At 47.2% G+C, this 19,842-nt stretch carries 17 protein-coding genes and 1 pseudogene; 9 read left to right on the forward strand and 9 right to left on the reverse strand.

All coding sequences use genetic code 11. The annotated features are described in order from the left end of the window. Both motA and P6910_RS05420 read left to right on the forward strand, forming a co-directional pair. A complete protein-coding gene (gene motA, locus P6910_RS05415) occupies positions 1-852 on the forward strand; it encodes a flagellar motor stator protein MotA (protein WP_317145266.1) in 852 nt (283 codons plus the stop codon). Next, positions 849-1,835, forward strand: coding sequence for a flagellar motor protein MotB (locus P6910_RS05420; protein ID WP_317145267.1), 987 nt, complete (start codon positions 849-851; stop codon positions 1,833-1,835). The genes motA and P6910_RS05420 overlap by 4 nt, the downstream gene beginning before the upstream one ends. Here the strand turns inward: P6910_RS05420 and tcdA are convergent. Beyond that, on the reverse strand, positions 1,832-2,659 hold the full coding sequence (gene tcdA / locus P6910_RS05425) for a tRNA cyclic N6-threonylcarbamoyladenosine(37) synthase TcdA (protein ID WP_317145268.1): 828 nt from the start codon (positions 2,657-2,659) through the stop codon (positions 1,832-1,834). The genes P6910_RS05420 and tcdA overlap by 4 nt on opposite strands. Before the next feature lie 107 nt (positions 2,660-2,766). On the opposite strand from tcdA, the gene glk reads away from it, so the two are divergent. Beyond that, the gene (gene glk / locus P6910_RS05430) at positions 2,767-3,738 is read left to right on the forward strand and encodes a glucokinase (RefSeq protein ID WP_317145269.1); all 972 of its coding nucleotides are present in this window, start codon (positions 2,767-2,769) and stop codon (positions 3,736-3,738) included. 146 nt (positions 3,739-3,884) lie between these two features. On the opposite strand, the pseudogene P6910_RS05435 reads toward glk, so the two are convergent. Beyond that, positions 3,885-4,067 (reverse strand): annotated as a pseudogene (locus tag P6910_RS05435) (addiction module antidote protein); the annotation flags it as partial. A 154-nt stretch (positions 4,068-4,221) separates the two neighbouring features. Beyond that, the gene (locus tag P6910_RS05440) at positions 4,222-4,896 is read right to left on the reverse strand and encodes a transposase (RefSeq protein WP_317145270.1); all 675 of its coding nucleotides are present in this window, start codon (positions 4,894-4,896) and stop codon (positions 4,222-4,224) included. 71 nt (positions 4,897-4,967) lie between these two features. Between P6910_RS05440 and P6910_RS05445 the strand changes: the two genes are divergently transcribed. Continuing rightward, positions 4,968-5,951, forward strand: coding sequence for a transposase (locus P6910_RS05445; RefSeq protein WP_317145271.1), 984 nt, complete (start codon positions 4,968-4,970; stop codon positions 5,949-5,951). Between the two features lie 519 nt (positions 5,952-6,470). Here the strand turns inward: P6910_RS05445 and lamB are convergent. Further along, a complete protein-coding gene (lamB, locus tag P6910_RS05450) occupies positions 6,471-7,967 on the reverse strand; it encodes a maltoporin LamB (RefSeq protein WP_317145272.1) in 1,497 nt (498 codons plus the stop codon). A gap of 468 nt (positions 7,968-8,435) precedes the next feature. Between lamB and P6910_RS05455 the strand changes: the two genes are divergently transcribed. The 5 genes from P6910_RS05455 to P6910_RS05475 all read left to right on the forward strand — a co-directional run bounded on the left by P6910_RS05455 (position 8,436) and on the right by P6910_RS05475 (position 11,910). After that, positions 8,436-9,497 (forward strand): MalM family protein, encoded by a 1,062-nt coding sequence (locus P6910_RS05455; protein ID WP_317145273.1) that lies wholly within the window; start codon positions 8,436-8,438, stop codon positions 9,495-9,497. 163 nt (positions 9,498-9,660) lie between these two features. Then, entirely contained in the window at positions 9,661-9,921 is a 261-nt protein-coding gene (locus tag P6910_RS05460; RefSeq protein WP_317145274.1) for a type II toxin-antitoxin system prevent-host-death family antitoxin, read from the forward strand. After that, positions 9,908-10,195, forward strand: a complete 288-nt coding sequence (locus P6910_RS05465; RefSeq protein WP_317145275.1) for a Txe/YoeB family addiction module toxin — start codon at positions 9,908-9,910, stop codon at positions 10,193-10,195. The genes P6910_RS05460 and P6910_RS05465 overlap by 14 nt, the downstream gene beginning before the upstream one ends. A 214-nt stretch (positions 10,196-10,409) precedes the next feature. Further along, complete coding sequence (locus P6910_RS05470; protein ID WP_317145276.1) at positions 10,410-10,784, forward strand: recombinase family protein; 375 nt, start codon at positions 10,410-10,412, stop codon at positions 10,782-10,784. Positions 10,785-10,806: 22 nt separating this feature from the next. Next, a complete protein-coding gene (locus tag P6910_RS05475; protein ID WP_317146509.1) occupies positions 10,807-11,910 on the forward strand; it encodes a transposase in 1,104 nt (367 codons plus the stop codon). Positions 11,911-12,037: 127 nt separating this feature from the next. On the opposite strand, the gene malQ is transcribed toward P6910_RS05475, so the two are convergent. From malQ to malE, 5 genes are all read right to left on the reverse strand, one after another. Continuing rightward, positions 12,038-14,227, reverse strand: a complete 2,190-nt coding sequence (gene malQ / locus P6910_RS05480; RefSeq protein ID WP_317145277.1) for a 4-alpha-glucanotransferase — start codon at positions 14,225-14,227, stop codon at positions 12,038-12,040. Positions 14,228-14,241: 14 nt separating this feature from the next. Next, the gene (locus tag P6910_RS05485) at positions 14,242-15,375 is read right to left on the reverse strand and encodes a sn-glycerol-3-phosphate ABC transporter ATP-binding protein UgpC (RefSeq protein ID WP_317145278.1); all 1,134 of its coding nucleotides are present in this window, start codon (positions 15,373-15,375) and stop codon (positions 14,242-14,244) included. Between the two features lie 242 nt (positions 15,376-15,617). Then, entirely contained in the window at positions 15,618-16,505 is an 888-nt protein-coding gene (gene malG, locus P6910_RS05490; protein WP_317145279.1) for a maltose ABC transporter permease MalG, read from the reverse strand. 6 nt (positions 16,506-16,511) lie between these two features. Beyond that, the gene (gene malF / locus P6910_RS05495; protein ID WP_317145280.1) at positions 16,512-18,062 is read right to left on the reverse strand and encodes a maltose ABC transporter permease MalF; all 1,551 of its coding nucleotides are present in this window, start codon (positions 18,060-18,062) and stop codon (positions 16,512-16,514) included. A 129-nt stretch (positions 18,063-18,191) separates the two neighbouring features. Further along, positions 18,192-19,409 (reverse strand): maltose/maltodextrin ABC transporter substrate-binding protein MalE, encoded by a 1,218-nt coding sequence (malE, locus tag P6910_RS05500; protein WP_317145281.1) that lies wholly within the window; start codon positions 19,407-19,409, stop codon positions 18,192-18,194. Positions 19,410-19,842 lie beyond the last annotated feature (433 nt).

A 19,842-nucleotide genomic window follows, 5' to 3' on the forward strand; every position in this document is an offset into this window, starting at 1 on the left:
ATGAAAATCTTGGGGCTGCTTATCCAGCTAGGCTGTATCTTTGGTGGCTTTATGGCTGCGGGTGGTGAAATGAGGGCTATCTGGCAGCCAGCAGAAATAGTGATGATTGGTGGTGGCGCCCTGGGGGCGTTTATGATTGCGAACCCAACGAATGTTGTCAAAGCGGCCGGGCGACACCTGGTTTATACCGTCAATAATTCAGGTTTTAATCGTGAATATTTTGATGAGCTGCTCTCTCTTTTGTATACGCTATTCAATATGGCGAAAAAAAAGGGAGGGACCAAGGCGCTTGAAGAGCATATAGAAAACCCTGAAAACAGCGATGTTTTTTCCAAATACCCTCTGATTATGAAGACCCCTCATATCTATAACTTCATTACTGAAAACCTCAGGTTGTCACTGGTAGACGGCATTGAACCCCACGAATACGAAACCATTATTGAGGAAGAAATTGAGTCCATGGAGTCAGAAATGATGCGTCCAGCGGATGCTCTGCAGTTGATTTCTGATGCATTGCCGGGCTTCGGTATTCTCGCGGCAGTACTGGGTATCGTTATTACCATGGGGGCGATAGATGGCCCAATGGATCAACTGGGCCGATTGATCGCTGCGGCTCTGACAGGTACTTTTCTTGGCATATTTATGGCCTACGGATTAGTAGGACCCTGTGCAACGGCCATTGGCCACTCAATCGATCAGGAGATTAGAGCATTTCATTGCATCAGGGTGGGGCTGGGCAGTAACAAGTCCGGTTTTCCTCCTGTTGTTTCAGTGGATTCCGGCAGGAAAATGCTTTTTGCGGACAAACGCCCCACTTTTAGTGAACTGGAAGAGTTGCTGGACGGCTCATGAGTAAAGATCATGTCATTGTCATTAAAAAGAAACATGGCGGTCATGGCGATGGGCATCATGGCGGTTCATGGAAAGTAGCCTTTGCTGATTTTGCCATTGCCATGATGGCTTTGTTTCTTTTGCTCTGGATCATGAGCGCCACGGACAAGGAACAGAAGAAAGCCATTGCGACCTATTTTGAAGATCCGGGCTCATTCCGCCATCCAAGCAGTTCCAAGCCCATCAATTTTGGGGGAATGAATACTTTGGTGAATATTCCCAGACCAGGGGCAAACAATCGAGGCAGGGAAGAGACTGAAGTTATTGCTGATGATATGGACAAAACGCTGAATAACACGCTGATTTTCGACAAGCTGTCCGATGAATTACAAAAATTGGTGGGCGGCAGTAAATCAGCTGGAAGATATGAAGACTACATTGATCTGGAGAAAACACCGGAAGGCTTACGTATTGTCATTCTGGACAATAACAAGAAGAATATGTTTGAAAAGGGGAGCGCGAGACTGCAGCCATTTTTTCAGGATTTAATGCTTGAACTGGCCCCTATTTTGAACAAACTTTCTTTCAGTCTCATGATCAGCGGTCATACTGACAGCTCAGGCTTTCAGAGGAATAACTATTCAAACTGGGAGCTATCGTCAGCCCGGGCCCAGGTTGCCAGAAGAACACTGGTTTTTGGAGGACTGGAGGAGTCCCGGATTATGATGGTGTTGGGTATGGCTGACCGGGTACTGCGCGACCCTGAAAACCCTGAATCCAGCTCAAATCGTAGAATTGAAATTCTGTTTTTGAACGAGGAAATGGAAAAGCGGATTGAAGATATGTTTGCACCGGTTGAAGAAGCTACCGAAGACGTGATTCAGGAAGGCACCGAAAAACTGAGTGATGAAGACTCGCAGAAAATGCGCACAGCTCTGGACAAAGCCAGAGACAATCAACTTCCGGAAGAAATGAAAGATGATATAAACTGGGGGGGCAATTAAGCACCTGACCAGGTTCTTACAGTTTTCTTATCGATGATTTTTTTAATGATTCGAGACACAGCCACAAAGCCAAACGTCGCCGTCACAACGGTGGTGGCGCCAAAACCACTGGCACAATCCATTTTTGTAGAACCTATATCAGAAGGCTTCTGCTGACATACTGTCCCATCGGGTTGAGGATAGACGGCCTGTTCTGAAGAAAAGACACAATCGACACCAAACTTCCGCTTGCTGTTTTTAGTAAAGCCGTGGAAGTCTCTCAGATGGTTTCTGACTTTTTTTGCCAGAGGGTCGTGCCAGGTTTTGGTCAGATCGGTAATCTGTATGAGGGTAGGATCGACCTGACCACCGGCTCCACCTGTAGTGATGATAGGAATCTTGTTTCTTTTGCAGTGATGAATCAGGGCGGCCTTGATTCTGAAGCTGTCTATGGCATCCAGTACATAATCAAAGTCCGGATTGATCAGCTCCGAGACATTTTCGGTCGTTACAAAGTTTTCAATAACATGGCATTGGCAGTCCGGATTAATGGACTGAATGCGGCTGGCCATCACTTCACACTTGGACTGACCAATGGTTTCTGTAGTGGCATGAAGCTGACGATTGATGTTAGTGACACAGACATCATCCAGATCGATCAGAGTAATAGTCCCTACTCCGGTTCTGGCCAGAGCCTCTGCTGCCCATGAACCGACTCCGCCAATACCTATGACGCAGACATGGGATTGTTTCAGCGTGTCCACGGCATCGCTGCCATAGAGCCTGCGGCTTCCTCCAAAACGAGCGCCATAGCCATTGGTTGAGTTTTCTGAAGCAACAGTCATAGAGAGTCCGAGAGCTTTTCAGCTATTTTCAGGTCAGGAGTTCGGGCGCAGGATTATAATACTGACATCCTCACTTGTCATGAAGCCTGTTGGCCTGGATGTATCTGATGACTGAAGTATTGCGATCTCTGGTGGGGGATATTGGTGGTACCAATGCCCGTTTTGCCCTGGTGAATCCTGACAGTCTGGTGCTGGAAGGCATTCAGATGATGTCGAGTATTGATTATTCCGATCTGGAAGATGCTGTTCGGCTCTATCTTAAAAATCAGGGGGTTGAAACCATTGCCAGGGCCTGTCTTGCTGTTGCAGGCCCGGTCGTGGATGGAAAAGTCAGTTTCACCAACAGTCACTGGAAAATTGATCAGCAACAGTTCAAACAAGATTTCGAACTGGAAGTGATGGCACTGATCAATGATTTTGCCGCGCAGGCTTTGGCGGTCCCCCACCTTCCTGCAAACGAACTCATGTCTGTTGGGCCTGAGCTGGACTTTGATCCCGATGCTGTCAAGCTGGTAATCGGTCCCGGAACCGGTCTGGGGCTTTGTGGATTGATCGAAACGCCTGTGGGTTGGCAAGCTCTGCCCGGAGAAGGAGGCAATGCCGACTTTGCGCCTTCTACTGAAAGAGATATCAGTGTCTGGCGATTTATCCGAAAAGAAGTTGGGGGCTTGCTGGGGGTTGAGAGAATACTTTCTGGCTCAGGTCTGGAATTACTTTATGAAGCGCACTCGAGCCTGGATGGTCGGATGGATAAGCTGCAGGCGGCAGATATCACGGTTCAGGCTCTGGAAGATCAGGATTCTCTCGCTTACGAAGTGCTGGATCACTTTTTTGAGATTCTGGGCAATACCGCCGGGAATGCTGCACTGGTTCTGGGAGCAAGGGGCGGTGTCTATATTGCGGGTGGCATTATCCCGAGAGTGAAAACGCTGTTTGCCAGAGGAACATTCCGGAAAGCCTTTGAGAACAGAGACAAGATGAGAGACTACATGTCAGGCATACCAACATGGCTTATATTGTCTGAAAATCCCGGGTTAACTGGAGCAGCGGCCTATTTGAACTGTTCAGGTCATTATTAAAGTCAGCTGTCTTCTAAAAGTATCCCCAGAGGCTGTGGATAAGTCTGGGATTAACCTTTGGGTGATTTCTCAAACTTCAGGGAAATAACAAACTGCAAATAAGTGGTTAAAAAATGATCAGCGGTTGGTTGAAAGCGCTCACCAGATCAGGCTGCAATAGTCAGCCTGACACCCAGCGCTTTCAGCAGGCGATGTAAGGTATCCCAACAAGGTTGAGCCTTGCCATTGAATGCTTTGTAGAGGCTTTCTCGGTTGAGCCCGGTCTGTCTGGCCAGCTTGGTTACGCCTTTGTGCTTGACCACATCACCCAGGGCGATAATGAACACGGCAGGATCATCGTCTAGTTAGGCTTCGGCCAGGAATTCAGCAATTTCATTGTCCTGCAGCATTTCTACAGGGTTTATATTTGCCCCTGACGGGGCTACGGCTCATATATGTCAGTTGATGTAACTATAGGGTTAGGCTATTCACTTAGGTTAGACATTAAGCCCCACCCACAGCACAAAGACCTAATCTTGTACGCCCTGAACAACCATCTCGTGCAGGGTGTTCACGTTTCGCATTATCTGCCCAGAAGTCCAGCAGCTTCCTTGTATGTGAGAGCAGAGACTTTCCTGCATTCATCAGGGATAAAATGACATTACCAAACAGCCGGGTTCCACTTTTCATCGCCTTATGCGTCGAGATTTCTTCAATGGCTCCACTTTCGTAGAGGTTCGCCTGCGCAGCATGGGCAAGATACCTTTTCAACGTCACAACCACGAAGGACATCAGAATCAGGCTAAACACCAGTGTCGCTGATTTAGTGTTAAAACGATGCCACCCTGAATAGGACTTGATCTCTTTGAAGATAAGCTCTATCTGCCATCGTAGACGATAGGCCTGAAGTACTTCATTCAGGGTGAACTCAACCCGGTTAAGGTTGGTTACAACGAATACCCATTTCAGTCTCCTGTCATTCCAGCGGACAACCAAACGATATGGCCAGGCTTTGAATCCTGGCCATTCTACATCCAGGTCGAGGTATTGATCTTTAGGGAAGCCAGACAACACCTCCTTAAGTTTTTTCCCTTTGTAGCGATTGAGATTTTTGCCATCCTCTCGTACTGCGCTGAGTATCGTCGGGTTGATACTCTGAGGGAAAAAAAAGACACCCATAAATTTGCTTTACCATCCACCTAGTCTATTTTTTCATCCATCACTGATTTTCTACCCAGACAGGTGAGTTCATGGCTCAGGCCCGCAATACTCTGATTGACCCCGGCTCAACGCCTTATTACCACTGCATGGCAAGATGCGTTCGTCAGGCTTACCTCTGTGGAGAGAACCACCTGACTGGCAAGAACTACGAGCATCGCCGCCAGTGGGTGGTGGATAAACTCCGGGAACTGGTTTCAGTCTTTGCTATCGAAGTCTGCGCTTATGCTGTCATGTCGAATCATTATCATGTGGTTTTGCACATCAATCAGTTATCTGCCAGAGGCTGGTCACGAAATGAAGTGCTTCATCGTTGGACGACCTGGTTCAAAGGACCGCTTCTGGTGCAAAGGCATCTGGCCGCTGATAAACTGGGCAGCTCTGAATTGGCCCGTATTGATGAATATGCTGAGGAATACCGGCGTCGTTTAACGGATATCAGCTGGTTTATGCGCTGCCTGAATGAGCATCTTGCTCGTGAGGCCAACAAAGAAGACGAGTGTAAAGGACGCTTCTGGGAAGGTCGCTTTAAAAGCCAGGCATTGCTGGACGAGGCAGCGTTACTGACCTGCATGACCTACGTTGACTTGAATCCGATTCGGGCTGGAAAGGTAGAAACACCGGAAGAGTCAGACTACACGTCGATTCAGGAACGCGTGGAGCAGGTTACACATTCTGAGACTAAAAAACAGCCGCTGACCCTGAAACCTTTTTGTTTGCAGGGCCAGAATACGGACGTTGCCCTTCCCTACCTTCTTCACGACTATCTGGAACTGGTTGACTGGAGTGGCCGCGTTGTCAGAACAGATAAGAAAGGTTCCATCCCGTCGTGTACCCCTCCTATTCTTGAAAGATTGGACATTGATCCGGATGAATGGCTGAAAACCATGCAATGGAATAATCGTTTTTATCGGGCAGTTGGCCGTCTGGAGGCAATGAAAACTTATGCACTTGAAGCCGGACAGAAGTGGCTTCGAGGTTTAAACGCCTGCAGTCGTTTGTACCTGACAGGTTAGCGTAGAAGTCAGTTAAGACGTCAAAGACCCACTCTTTATCCCTCTTCGACTTATCTCGGAATGGATTTGCATTGTCTGAATTATGGCTTGAGCAGCCTCTGTTCGTTGGATGGAGCTGTGTGGTTCGTTGATACGTTACTTGAAGATAGATTTTCTGATCTTTTTTGGGAATATAGTTTTTGAATGTCTTATTTTTTATGGGTGTCTTAGAAGTTTATTTTTTATGGGTGTCTCAGGAGTCTCCTCAGGAGTCTCATTAAGAGTTGTTAGGAGTTGTGTTATTTTTTATGGGTGTCTCAGGAGTCGTTTGAATGTCTTATTTTTTATGGGTGTCTTAGGAGCTTAGGAGTTACCCGATCTACACTCCATTTCGAATGCCCGAAAAAATAAGGCCACATCACTGCAGCCTTATTTTGGTTATAAGAAACAGATTATTATTCAGGTTTTTTTTGCCACACCTTGCTTATCCGTTTGGCATAAACCCCGCCTCTTTGTTTATTTCGGGCTACGGATTAGCCATTACCACCAGGCTTCGAAATGCACGCCGTATGTCCAGCCTTCAGATTCTGCGCCAAAGGTTTTTATGATTTGAGTCGCAGAGGTGCCTGTATCGAAATATCCCAGACCAGCAGCGCTATAACACTCTTCTGCAGAGTAGCTAGCGGTGCACTTGGCGTTTTCATCAGTCTCTGTTGGAAGTTTCCAGTCCTCTTCAATCCCATCCCATTTGGCATAGGTGGCAAATACTCTGATAACGGGTCTGACAAATGCTCCAAATTTTGGATGGAACTGTTGAGCTATAGTAAATTTGGTTACCTGACTATCAAAGCCCTGACCTTTACCACTGTTTAAAGAGCTATCATAAAAGGCATTTTCTACTTTGTCCCAACCCAGCTCAATTGCAGTACTGGTGATTTCAGTCCATTTCCAGATGGGTCTGATACCTGCAGTTATCCAAGTTCTTTTGTCAGGCAAGGAGGGGGGGTCATCGGGCAACCCACTCAGTCTTTGAGCTTCTTCGTCGTATTCGACCTGAGTCCATGCTGCAACGTACATGATGTCCATTTGGTCACTCAGAGAGAACGATCCATGATCAAGTACCCTGAAGAGCTTGTTACCTTTGTACCATTCTGCTGAGACAATATCTCGCCCAGTTGAGCCAACACCTGGACCCGTCATGGCATCACTCGCGTATTGCACTGCAAACTTGTTGAAGCCATCCAGAACCTCCCAAGTCAACTCAGCTGTAAGCATCCATCCGTCTTTATCAAGGGCCTCCTTGTTTTCATACTTGTCAGGAGGGTTTCCCTTCCCGTAGTCAATTCCCAGTTCAAGGCTGAGATTATCCATTAATCTCAAATCCTTGAGTCTGAGATCTATGACATCGGTTTCAACAGCTTGTTTTTCGTAAGACCCACTGCTGTCAAAATATTCAACCTTGGGTGTATGTCTTAGCCAAGCAATATCAAACTTGCCTATGCCTACATCAATATCCTGAATACCTGCTCCAGGGCCAGAAACATCCCAGTAATACCAGTCATTCATATGAACATCATGTCTCTGGTAAAAGCGTTTGCCTGCCCAGAGCATAGCTTCCGGCATACCCTCGATGATATTTCTGGCCTGTAAGTTGACCTCCCTCAGGGCAAATTCATTGTTGCCGTAATAATCGTCACCCATTCCGGGCATTTCCCAGTCATTGTTTTGGAAAACCTTATAGGCGACATTGGTATCCAACTTGAAAGATGTGTTGTTATCATTAGACAACTCAGCACCAAGCTTCAGCTCGGTATAAGTCTCACACTCATTTCCCAGACGATACTTTGCGGGTGCTCCAGCCGCTTTGAAGCAGGCCTGATCTCCTCCTTCTGCTGAACGACCTACGCCAGAGCGGGCATAGCCGTGAAAATCAACATTAACTTCTTCAAAGGCCCAGGAAAGTGCAGGGAGGGAAGCGAGAGAAATAACCCCAATACTGCGACCCAGAGCAGACAGAGTACTCTGTATCTGAATCATTGCTATTTACCTTGTGTGTGTACGACGGTCGACCAGAGCTAACCGTTGGCTGAGCTGCTCTGGCCTGTTGCCATGAAGATGCGGTTTCTCAAGATCTTGAAGCCATTTCATATTCATGGCGGCTTGAGCAAATAAACCGAATGACTTTGAGAATTATGCTTTCGGCATACCCGTAAAAAATCTAGACCAGAGATTCACAATCAGCAAAGTAAATGGGAAAAAATAGCAGATAATAGAGTTTTTTATCCTGTCCAACCCAAATGCGACTATGTTTGCAGACAGGCTCCCAGAGCCTGTGCAGCCATACTGTTACTGATAGTGAAAAAATGCTGCAATTTTTTGTTGATCGTGAATTCAGGTATACAGTTTATGAGTTTGTTGAGAGGTATCAGAATAATTGGCAATGTAAGTGGCCGAATTAAAGGGGCATTAATAAGAAGATCTTGTAAACGACGGGATGTGTCTGGAGTGCGAAAAAAAAAGTTTCTTTCATTGTGTGTTTTTGTCCCCATGATAGTTCTGACGGGTTGTTCTCATTTTAATAACCGGGAAGAAGTAGATTTTCAGCCAGACTCAGAAGGCAAAGTATATAACTCGGTTAAACATATTGCGTGTCAGCCACTGAGGCATCCTGCCGACAAAAAACAGGCTCGTATTGTCGTTAACGAGTTTACTTCAAGGCTGAAACAATCCACCGGAGAGACTCCGGTTCTGGCTTTCAGTCTGCCGCCAACGGGCAGTCATAAAGTGACTGTAAACAGCTATGTTGTCAGGGAGGGCGATAAGCAACAGCTCTTCTACCCGGCCATTGCGCTTCTGGATCAGTCAAACAACATCATAGCCAGGATACCTGAAAGTCAGATCAAGTATAAAAAACCCGGGTTTACCAGCCCTGAAAGTATTGAAGCCCAATTCGTCATCGATAATGACAGACGCTCCAATGAGCAGGCTGTTTGTATGCTCATATACACCACCGATGAACTGAGGAAAGGGAAAACGGGTTTGATGAATGAGGCCAAGGCATATGCCAAAGCTTACGGTGTTGTAGCTCCGCCGGTTCCAGATCCTCTAGCAATTCATGGCAATACAGGGCATCTGGCCATCGGTATAAAAAGTTCAGAGGTGGCTCTTGCTTCAACGGCCATTGTTCCTGAAGCTGCTACTGCTGTGGCACTTCCAAATGCGGTACGGGACCCTTTTACAAAAGAAGTTGTGCAGCATTATGTTGATGCTGTTAATAAGGCCTTTAAGTCATGCAATTTTGGCTGGGCTATCGTCAAAAGGGGGGAGTTGGGGAACACTTTCAGGGATACGAAGGAGTACTTTGTCGAGCAGTATGGTAAACCCGTTGATAAACTGAATGCCCCCAAAACTCCCGATGCTGTAGACGGTTATGGCGGGGAAGTCCTGTATCACTACCAATTGCAGATATACGAGCACCTGAAGGCCGGTCAGGGAGCTGCGGCATTGAAGGTCATTGATCAGATCAAGGCTGCCTTGGATGAAGTGGATAAGCTGTTTGATTATTAATCTTCCAAGAGTGTCTGCCTGAGCTTGTCAACGTTTCGACAGGCTCAGAACGGATGGGGTGTGCATTTATTCTATCGGACAGTGGCGAGAATCTTGGCATATCTATAAATAGCCCTAAATTTGTACAAAATGTTGTTCAATTAATTGTTCAGGAAATACCACTATGAATGTAATCTCTTATTCTGAGGCCAGAAATAATCTGAAGTCGCTGCTTGATCAGGTGGCTGAAAATGCTAACCATACTATTATCCACCGCCGGGAAGGTGAGGCTGCCGTGATCATGTCACTGGACAGCTACAACAACCTGATGGAAAATCTTCACTTAATGTCATCTTCGAACAACATAAAACATTTGAATGAATCTATTGCTCAAATTGAGGCAGGTCAGGTTACAGAGAAAGGCTTGATTGATGACGAGGCATAAAAGGTTGATATGTTGGTCAGAAAAAGCCTGGAGTGATTATCTTTACTGGCAGGAACATGACAAAAAAATACTAGGGCGTATTAATAAGCTCATTACTGAAGGCTTGCGTGATCCATTTTCCGGAACAGGAAAGCCCGAGCCACTGAGGGGTAACTGGCAGGGCTATTGGTCACGTCGAATCACGGATGAGCACCGCCAGATTTATAAGGCGACAGACAAACAGTCAAATAAAATTGCAACAATCGCAAAATCAATTACGCTAGACACAAGATAAATCATTAAAAGGTGAATTTATCTTGTGGGTTTCAGCTACAAAGCTCGCTAAGATTGAAGGCGTAACCAGCCAAACTATAAGGCGCAAGATCGAAAGCGGTCACTACGAAAAAGTGAAGCAAACCAGTGATGGTCACTTCCGCATATTCATTAACCCGCAAAGGAAGATATGCTATGCAAGAGTTAGTTCTGGAAAGCAAAAACCCAGCATTGACATGCAAAAGCGTATCTTACTCCAAAAGCACCCTGACGCAGAATTTATCAGCGACATTGCCAGTGTTTTCAACTTTAAGCGAAAAGGACTGCAAACCATTCTGGAATCAGCGGTGTGCGGAAATCCAACCCATATTGTGGTTGCCACAAAAGATCGCCTTGCCCGATCAGGATTTGAACTTGTCAAGTGGCTTGTTGAATTATCGGGAGGACAAATCGAAGTTTTGGATGACCCGGATAACGCCAGTGAGTCATTCGACACCCAAGAGCTTATCGGTTTCATTACCTCATTCTGCAATAGCCACTACGGGAAGCGATCTGCTAAAAGACGCAAAGAGAGTAGCGTCAAAAAAGGTCAGGTTTTACCCAGAGAATGAGCAAGCCTATCACGATGCCCTGATACTCTATCGCAGGTCGTACAACCTTGCTGTTGAGCGTTTCCGCAACGATGACTATAAAGATGCCAGCGGAAAATTCATCAACATGCGACCTGCCATTAAAGCTCAAGTGAAGCAAGAGCAAAAAGAAAGTGGCAGGGCTTATAACTCGCTTGTTTCTGATAATGGAACACTGGCGGCAGCGACCACATTCAAAGCGGTCTGCGAGCACAACAAGAAGCTCAAGGGAGCTAAAGAGAGCTTTGCAGAAATCAGTTTCAAAAGCCGCAAAGGTAGCAGGCACTCATTCTCTATTGACCGTTTGCCAAAGGGATTAAATCCCTGCGTACAGGCCCTTGGCAAGATTCACCTGACAGAGGATGTGCCAGCAGAAGCGATTGGTAAATCTTGTGTCGTAACCTACGACAAAGGTCGCTGGTTCATTCAGGTTCAACAATATATTGAGCTAAATCCCGAAATCCAAGGGAAGGTTAGATGCGTTGGAGTTGACCCCGGAGTTCGCACCTTTGCCACGTGCTACAGCGAAAAAGAGGCATTGATAGCGGGTGATAACGTTGCAAAAACAAAGCTGTTCCCACTGATGAAACAAGTGGACAGCTTGATCAGTCAAAAGCAAAAAATCCTGAACACGCAGAAAGGCGTTAAGTTCCCCGACATGCCCCAGTGGGCAAGAGATCGGATTATTCATTTCAACAGGGAAATTGACCGGCTGAAATGCAAAAAGGATGACATTGTTCTTGATCTGCATAACCGGCTGGCGTTCGAGTTGGTGTCGAACTACGACGTTGTATTTTTGCCAACCTTTGAGACAAGAGGTATGGTCACACGCAAAGATAAGAAGGTTCGCACCATTCGCCGTAACACCTGCCGCCAGATGCTTGACCTCAATCACTACCAATTCAAAAAGCGGCTTAAGTGGTACGCAAAAAAGTATGGAAAGCATGTGGTTGATTGCAACGAAGCCTATACATCCAAGACTCGATCATGGAGCGGGACCATTGACGAAAAATTAGGTTCTTCCAAGGTTATTAAGGGTGAGGGCTTCATCGTTGATTGTGATATCAACGGTGCCAGAAATGTCTTTCTTAAGTGTTTAACAAGGTAGCTTGAACCTTATCCATAACAGCGAGTGTTGCGCTCGTTGCGGATTTAATCAAGAGTTAATACTTGCAGCCTGTCGTTTCCACTATTAAAGCGGCCGCATTCTGTTTTGCACTTTGATGGCGTTAAACTTAACCGCTCTTTCTAATCACCGTCATGTTGTTAAAAAACGACCGATTGGATTCATCAGCAAAAATATTCTCCAGAGTATCGGTCAACTTCCTGCGCCAGTTTGGATACTCTTCGCTGGTCCCGGGAATATTCACCGGGGAATCAATTTGCAAAACCTCTTCCAGCTGAATCACAGTGATTTTTGAGGCTGTTTTAGCCAGGTAATAATGCACTTTTTCCATTAAGTCCCTTGAGTATCCCATGGTGGAAATATCGTGTGGGTTCATGCCTTCAGGAAACTCATGGATGCTCGAAAGTGTTTTCAGTAAAGCCAATTTTTCTCTATGCCTTGCCTCTTTCTCCTGCAGAGCCCGGTCGTGATCATAAATGCCCAGTTGCAGACGCAAATCCAGATCCAGACAATTCCACCAGGCCTTCAGAGGGGGAATGTCATGGTTGCTGATACAGGTCAAAGCCATGGGTTTATAGTCCAGAGGTGGCGTAAAATGATCACCCAGGCATTCAAAAAGAACCACTTCATTGGAGTAGAACAGAGCCGGTGGCAAAGTGGCCTGAATTTCAGGCGGAACTGTCCCGAGGTCTTCTCCGAATACCAGACACTGACGACGATGGCTCTCCAGTTTGATAATGCCCAGCAAGTCGTCAAGGGGATAATAGACATAGGCGCCATAATCAGCCGTTTTGCCCTTGGGGCACCACCAGAGCCTTAGCAGCCCCATGACGTGATCAATTCTCAAAGCTCCGCAATGGCTCATATTAGCCTGAACCATTTCAATAAAGGGCTGGTACTGCTGAGCCTTTAGCACCCGGGGATTAAAGGGAGGCAAACCCCAGTTCTGTCCCTGGGGAGCTACACCATCCGGGGGCGCACCAACGCCTGTATCCAGACAATACAGGCTGCGATGACTCCAGACATCAGAGCCGCCACTGTCCACACCTACGGCCAAATCACGATAGATGCCCACCAGCATACCGGCTTCAATGGCCGCTTCCTGGGCTTTGGCCAGCTGATCTTCAGCCAGCCACTGTAAGTACATATAGTATTGAATGCGCTTTCGGTTATTGCTGGCAAAGGCTTTAACGGCACTGGATTCCGGATTTTGGAACAAAGGCTCCCAGCATGGCCATCCCCAGTTATTGATGTCCAGCTTTTTGTAATGCTCATAAATAGCTTCATAGAGGGCGTGTTGCTCCAGAGCCGGGCCACGGTTTCTGCAAAAATCCAGAAAAGCTTTTCCCCTTGAGCTTTCGGGGTTCAGGTGTTGTTGATAGAAGTGTTCAAACAGTGAGTTTAGAAAACCAAACTTCAACCATGCTACCAGGCTGTAGTCTACGTATTCCTGATCTCTTGCCCGTTGCAGTTGTTCTTTGAACTCTGGCTCTTCAAATCGCTTCCGGGCTTCGTCACATTCCCTGAAGTCCGGCACAGCTGTGATATCGATATACAAGGGATTAATAAAGGTTCGACTCGATGGGCTGTAGGGGCTGGCATGAAGGGGGTTGGCAGGGTAAAGGGCATGAATAGGATTCAGACCAATAACATCTGCGCCCTGTTCTGCCAGTTGAGTCGCCAACTGACTCAGGCTTGAAAAGTCACCCATACCCCAATCATGACGAGTTCGGAGTGTGTAAAGTTGAATTGCACTGCCCCATATCTTATTTCCACTACCCAGTCTTTCAGGTTCGTAGCAGGTTTCAGGAGCAATAATTATCAGTGCACTGTCTTGCGTATTGTTACTCTGCAGCGAGAGCCGATGGTAGCCAAGGGGTAAAGTTTCCGGCAATTTGAACGTCAGGTGATGATAGGTTTTACCCCCAAAAGTGCAACTTTCCTCTATAGGCATATCGTCAGTATTCAGATTCAGTGAGTGGTGGCCAGCGGTTTCCAGTATTATTTCGCCTTTGAACAGATGACCCAGCTGTTGATCTTCAAGGTGCAGACTGACCTGATAGGTTTGTCCCTGTGTGAAGACTAAAACGGGATGCAAAAGTTGCTGCCACCTCTGCTGTTCAATGTCTGTAATCGCCTGTTTTATCGCGTCGTCAGACTTAACGTTCAATCCCATGGCGGCGAGAATCGGCAGTTTGTATTCGATGGGGACGCTGACAGGCTCACCCGCCCAGTCACTGTATTCTCCAGAAACGCGATAGTACCCGGCCAGCTGTTCAATCAGATCAGGATCAGACATAACGCTCTCTCTTATCAGTCGTGGGCCGGCGCCTGGGTGCGAGGAAAAGCCTTGCCCTCAGCATTGAAGAGGTGACAAAACTGAACCGGAAGCTCAATTTTCATCTTGCTGCCTGCATCACGTTTTTTTGAGTCTTCTACCCGGACAATAAAGTTTTCTCGAATGGTATCGTGGCTCATGTATATGTAAGATTCGGCGCCCAGACGCTCCAGCGTTTCAACCTTGCCTTCGACAGCGTTGCCATTATCCGTTTCTGCCAGAGCATCTTCGGGCCGAATACCCAGCACGACCCTGTCACCCTTTTTGGCACCCTGGCAGTCAACATTTGTCCGGAGTATTTCACCGGTGGTTAATTTGACTAGGGTTTCGCTGTTGCCGGTCTCTTCAATAAAACCGTCAAAGAAATTCATTTTGGGTGAACCGATAAATCCGGCAACGAACAGGTTGGCGGGTTGGTGATAAAGCTCCAATGGCTTGCCAACCTGCTCCAGGTTAGTTTTTGCCCCTTGAGCCAGAGGACTCAGGACAACAATCTGATCCGCCAGAGTCATGGCTTCAATCTGGTCATGGGTGACATAGATAGACGTTGTTTGCAGACGGTTGTGGAGTCGGGCTATTTCCTGCCGCATCTGAACCCGAAGCGCGACATCGAGATTGGACAGCGGCTCATCAAACAAAAAGACCCTTGGCTGCTGCACAATGGAGCGGCCGATAGCCACCCTTTGTCGTTGACCTCCGGACATGGCTTTTGGCTTTCGATCCAGCAGGGCTTCCAGTTGGAGAATACGGGCGGCTTCTTCAACCCGGCTTTTGATTAATGATTTATCGGCTCTTGCCAGCTTCAGACCAAAGGCCATATTTTCAGCCACCGACATGTGTGGGTAGAGAGCGTAAGACTGGAAGACCATGCCTACCCTGCGCTCGTTCGGTGGCCAGTCATTCACCTGCTCTCCGGCAATGAACATTTTGCCTTCAGTGATATCTTCAAGGCCACAGACCATTCGAAGCAGAGTGGACTTACCGCAGCCAGAAGGCCCGATAAACGCAATGAATTCACCTTCTGCAATGTTCAGGTTGATATTCCTGAGAACCCAGGTCTTACCCTGGTCATAGCTTTTGGAAATATTGACAAGCTTAACTTCAGCCATAAGGTTTTCCGTTTTTTATACGCTGAACCCGCCAGGAGCCTGTCGGACTTGATCGTCCGTTGCGAGTATTGCGAGAAATTGAGGATGAAAATTTCTGCTTCTGAGGAGAATAGTGGGGCTATTTGACGAAAAAGCAGGAATTTTTAGACCAATTTATCGCAACCGCACGACTGCATGGACGCAGGAGCTAGAGCAACTCAGGAGCAGTTGCCGCGTAGCACAGCCTCAAGTCCGAAAGGCTCCTAACCTTTGACACCACCTGAAGTCAGACCACCGACAATCCAGCGCTGGCACAACAGGAAAATAATAGAGATGGGCAGACCTGACAGAACGGCTGCCGCAGCAAAGTCGCCCCAGAGATAATTCTGTGGATTCAGATATTGTCTGGAGCCAACCGCCAGCGTCAGGTTATCCATACTTTGCAAAAGCACTGAAGCCACGGGATATTCAGCAATATTGGTAATGAAGGCCAGAATAAAGACCACCGCCAGAATGGGTGTCGACAGCGGCAGCAATACAAAACGAAACGCCTGCCAGGGCGTTGCTCCGTCAATCGCTGCAGCTTCTTCAAGGGATGAGTCAATGGTTTCGAAGTAACCCTTGATCAACCAGATGTGCAGGGCCAGACCACCCAGATAAGCGACAGTTACCGAACCCAGTGTGTCCAGTCCTAACCAGGGAACATAGTTACCGATCTGCTCAAACAGGGAGTATATGGCAACCAGTGCCAGTACCGCTGGAAACATTTGCAGAATCATCATGGTGGTAAGCAAGGATTCCTTGAATCGGAATCTCAGTCTGGCGAATGCGTAGGCGCCCGTGGTTGATAGCAGCAGGATCAGCACCGTGGAAATAAACGCTACTTTGATAGAGTTCCATAACCAGAGAAGAACAGGGAAGGGAGAATGGGTGATGGAGCCATCGGCATTTTCCCAGGGAATACCCAAAGCCAGATACCAGTGTTCCAGACTGGGATTACTGGGTATCAGGTCACCGGTAGCAAAGTTACCGGAACGAAAAGACACTGAAATAATCATCAGGAAGGGAAACATGATCAGGCAGAGAAAGAGAATCATAAAAATTCTGGCGGACCACACCCGGTATTTCAGGTTTTTTGACTGTACCATCATAGTCGTTCACTCCATTACCTGTTTAGTCGCTTTCAGGTTCACCCAGGCTATGATGCCCACCATGATGAAGATGAAGGTGGCTATGGCAGAAGCCAGGCCGTAATCCTGACCGTACTGGCCAAATGCGATCCGGAAGGTATAGCTCACCAGAATGTCGGTGGCACCTGCCGGAGTGCTGGCACCAATGATATTGGGAGCACCGTCAGTCAGTAGTGCAATCAGAACCAGGTTGTTGAAGTTGAATGCAAAGCTGGCGATCAACAGCGGTGTCAGTGGCTTTATGATCATGGGTAAAGTGATGTTAAAGAAGTTCTGGATGGGGGAGGCGCCGTCTATTGCTGAAGCTTCATAAAGAGTATCTGGAATAGACTTCAACAGGCCAATGGCAAGAATCATCATGTAGGGATAACCCAGCCAGGTATTAACGATCAGGACCATGGTTTTTGCCAGATACTCATTGCTGAACCATTCGGGTTGAACCCCAAAGAGCATGTTTAGCAGCATATTGATCTCACCAAAATTCTGATTAAACAGGCCCCTGAAGATCAAAATAGAAATGAAGGCCGGAACTGCATAAGGAAGAATTAACAGCAGTCGGTATAAGTTATTGCCTTTCAGGGGTTCCCACTGCACCAGGCAGGCCATCAGCAAACCTACAGTCAAGGTGAAGAGTACCGAGAGAGCTGCAAATACCAAGGTCCAGAGGAAAATCTGTAAAAAAGGGCCCTGGATTCCGGGATCTTTGAGCACCCGAACAAAATTATCCCAGCCATTATAGACGACAAAGCCCGGTCTTACCTGCTTGCCCGCTGAATCAGGCTGCCCTTCAGGCACTTCGATATAATAGCCCGTTGTATGATCAGGCTTTAGCAGGTTGCCATTACGCGTGTCCTGCAGAGTGTCATTACCAATGTCACGATAAATTTTTGACATGGGACCAAATTTTCTCAGGCTGGTCATTGTCAGCTCAGTATTGTCAGGCAGTTCTACGTCCAGTTTTTTGAGGGTACTCCGAAGCTTTATGGTCTCCTTGAGGGGGAGTTCATTGCCCCCAGGAAGGTCCGGTGACAAGTCAGCTTTCAATGGCGTTGGAATGACGGTTTCGTTGAACGGCTGGCTTATAAGGTACTTGTCTGTTTCCTTCTTACTGATAAATAGAACCCGGTACTCAGCCCCCTGCTGATAAACCCTGAAATGGTAGGACTCACCCTCTGTTTTATAGGTTTTGCCCAGATGCAGGATTTTTACTCGCTCGATGGATAAAAGGTGGCTGGAACTGTAATTTGTGAATGCGACATATACCGTATAGATCAGGGGGAAAACTATAAATATCGATACACCCAGAATTGCAGGGAAAACATATCGGTAGTTGTAGCCGTCAGTGCTGATGAACACCCAGGTGCCGACGCAGACAATCAGCAGAATGATCAGGGCAAAAGCAAACTCTCCCTGAAAGTACATCAGGGCCACGCCGTAGAGCAGCACAAGGTCAATCATGCCAATCAACCCACATACGAACCACGTTAATGGGCTCTTTGCTTTCTGATCAGCCTCCATAAAGTCGACTCCTGGAGCAGATTTAGCTCACACATTCTGATCCGGTGGGCTTGAAACTGCATGAATCACTCTCGAAATCACTTGTCGTATTTCACCGCGTTGAGATAAGTAAAAGGGGATCTAGTCAGCCTAGTTGACAATCTGCCTGGCTGCTTCATTAAGCGCATTCTTATAGTCCTGTCTACCGGAGGTAATGTTCAGCAGAGCAGACTCCATGGCTGACCAGAATTTGCCCATTTCCGGTACATTGGGCATGAGCAAGCCGTTGACGGCATTTTCGTAGGTAACCTTGATGCGAGGATCTTTTTCCAGTTCCTTCATGTAGCTTTTGTTGACCACAGCACCCAGTGGAACATCGCTGTTCATAGTACGAAGACCGTCGTCTGTTAGCAGGTAGTTTTCAAGAAACTCTTTTGACAGGGCTTTATTAGGACTGGCACTGTTCAAGGTGGCTCCCCAGACGCCAACAAATGCTTTGGAACGCTGGCCATTGATGCTGGGCAAAGCGGCCACACCATAATTCAGATCTTTGCCGTCGATTTTGGTTTTGTCCAGGTTTGACCAGGCCCAGGGGCCGGTAATCATCATGGCTGACTGGCCCTTGTTGAAGCTGGATTCCATAACACCATAATCAACGCCTCTGGGCATAACGCCCTTGTCAATCAGCTCGGTCAGCATTTTGGCACCGGCCATGGCTCCGGCGTTATTGACTCCGGTGTCTTTAACATCATAACCAGTCGGTGTTCTTTTGAAGACATAGCCGCCATCTGCAGCAAGCATCGGCATAGTGAAGTAAGGCTGGATCTGATCCCACATAATGGTAGTAACTTTGCGTTTGGCCAGTTTGTCTTTAAGAGGAAACATTTCCTCAAATGAGCCGGGAGGGTTTGGCAACAGATCCTTGTTGTAGATCAGGCTGATGGCCTCCATAGAGACAGGGTAACCATAGATCTTGCCGTTAACCGTCATCGCCTGCCAGCCCAGATCGTCAATCTTGCTTTTGAAATCCGGAGCTGGATTTACAGGGGAAAGAAGACCGCTCTGGGCCCATTCACCGTATCGGTCATGGGCCCAGAAGAGAATGTCTGGTCCACCACCGGACGCTGCAGACTGTTGAAAACGATCAGTAATGTTTTCCGGAATCTCAACTTTAACCTTGATGCCGGTGTCTTCCTCAAACTCCTTGCCGACTTCCCGGATACCGTTGTAGGCCTTGTCACCGCCTACCCAGATCACCAGTTCATCATCCTGGAAGGAGAAGGCCTGGAAAGGGCTGAGAGCAGTCCCGAGAGTGATTGCAGCTGCAGCTATGGTTTTGCCAAGTGGAGTACCCAGTAATCTGATCATCAGTCAACGGCTCCTGATCAATTTAGCTGTTCAGTTAAAGCGCAGCGGTCATTTTCAGTGATAAACCGCAGGCACGTTCTGTAGGACAAGCTTCATACGCAACCGGACGTGGACCTCTCCGGTCAGTCTACTGTTGATTCCTTTAAATGGCTTGAAAGTTCGGTCGAGAATGAAGATTCGCCTTCACAGACAGACCCATCAGGTTGCTGTCTGAGACGAAAGAAAAACTTATTCAATAATAGCGGCAGAATCGGAAGGCAATGATGATGTGGAGAATAATTTTTTATCAAGGCAACGTTTTTTTCATAATTTTCTAAAAAAGCAATTTAATATTATTTTTGCAAATTAAATCAAAATATACGGCGATAGATAATTAATTGAAGCGGGAACAGGACGTCCTGTTTATCTCGTTCTGACGCTGGAGACGGGGAAC

It is taken from the genome of Endozoicomonas sp. 8E, assembly GCF_032883915.1.
In the GTDB taxonomy this organism is placed as follows: domain Bacteria; phylum Pseudomonadota; class Gammaproteobacteria; order Pseudomonadales; family Endozoicomonadaceae; genus Endozoicomonas_A.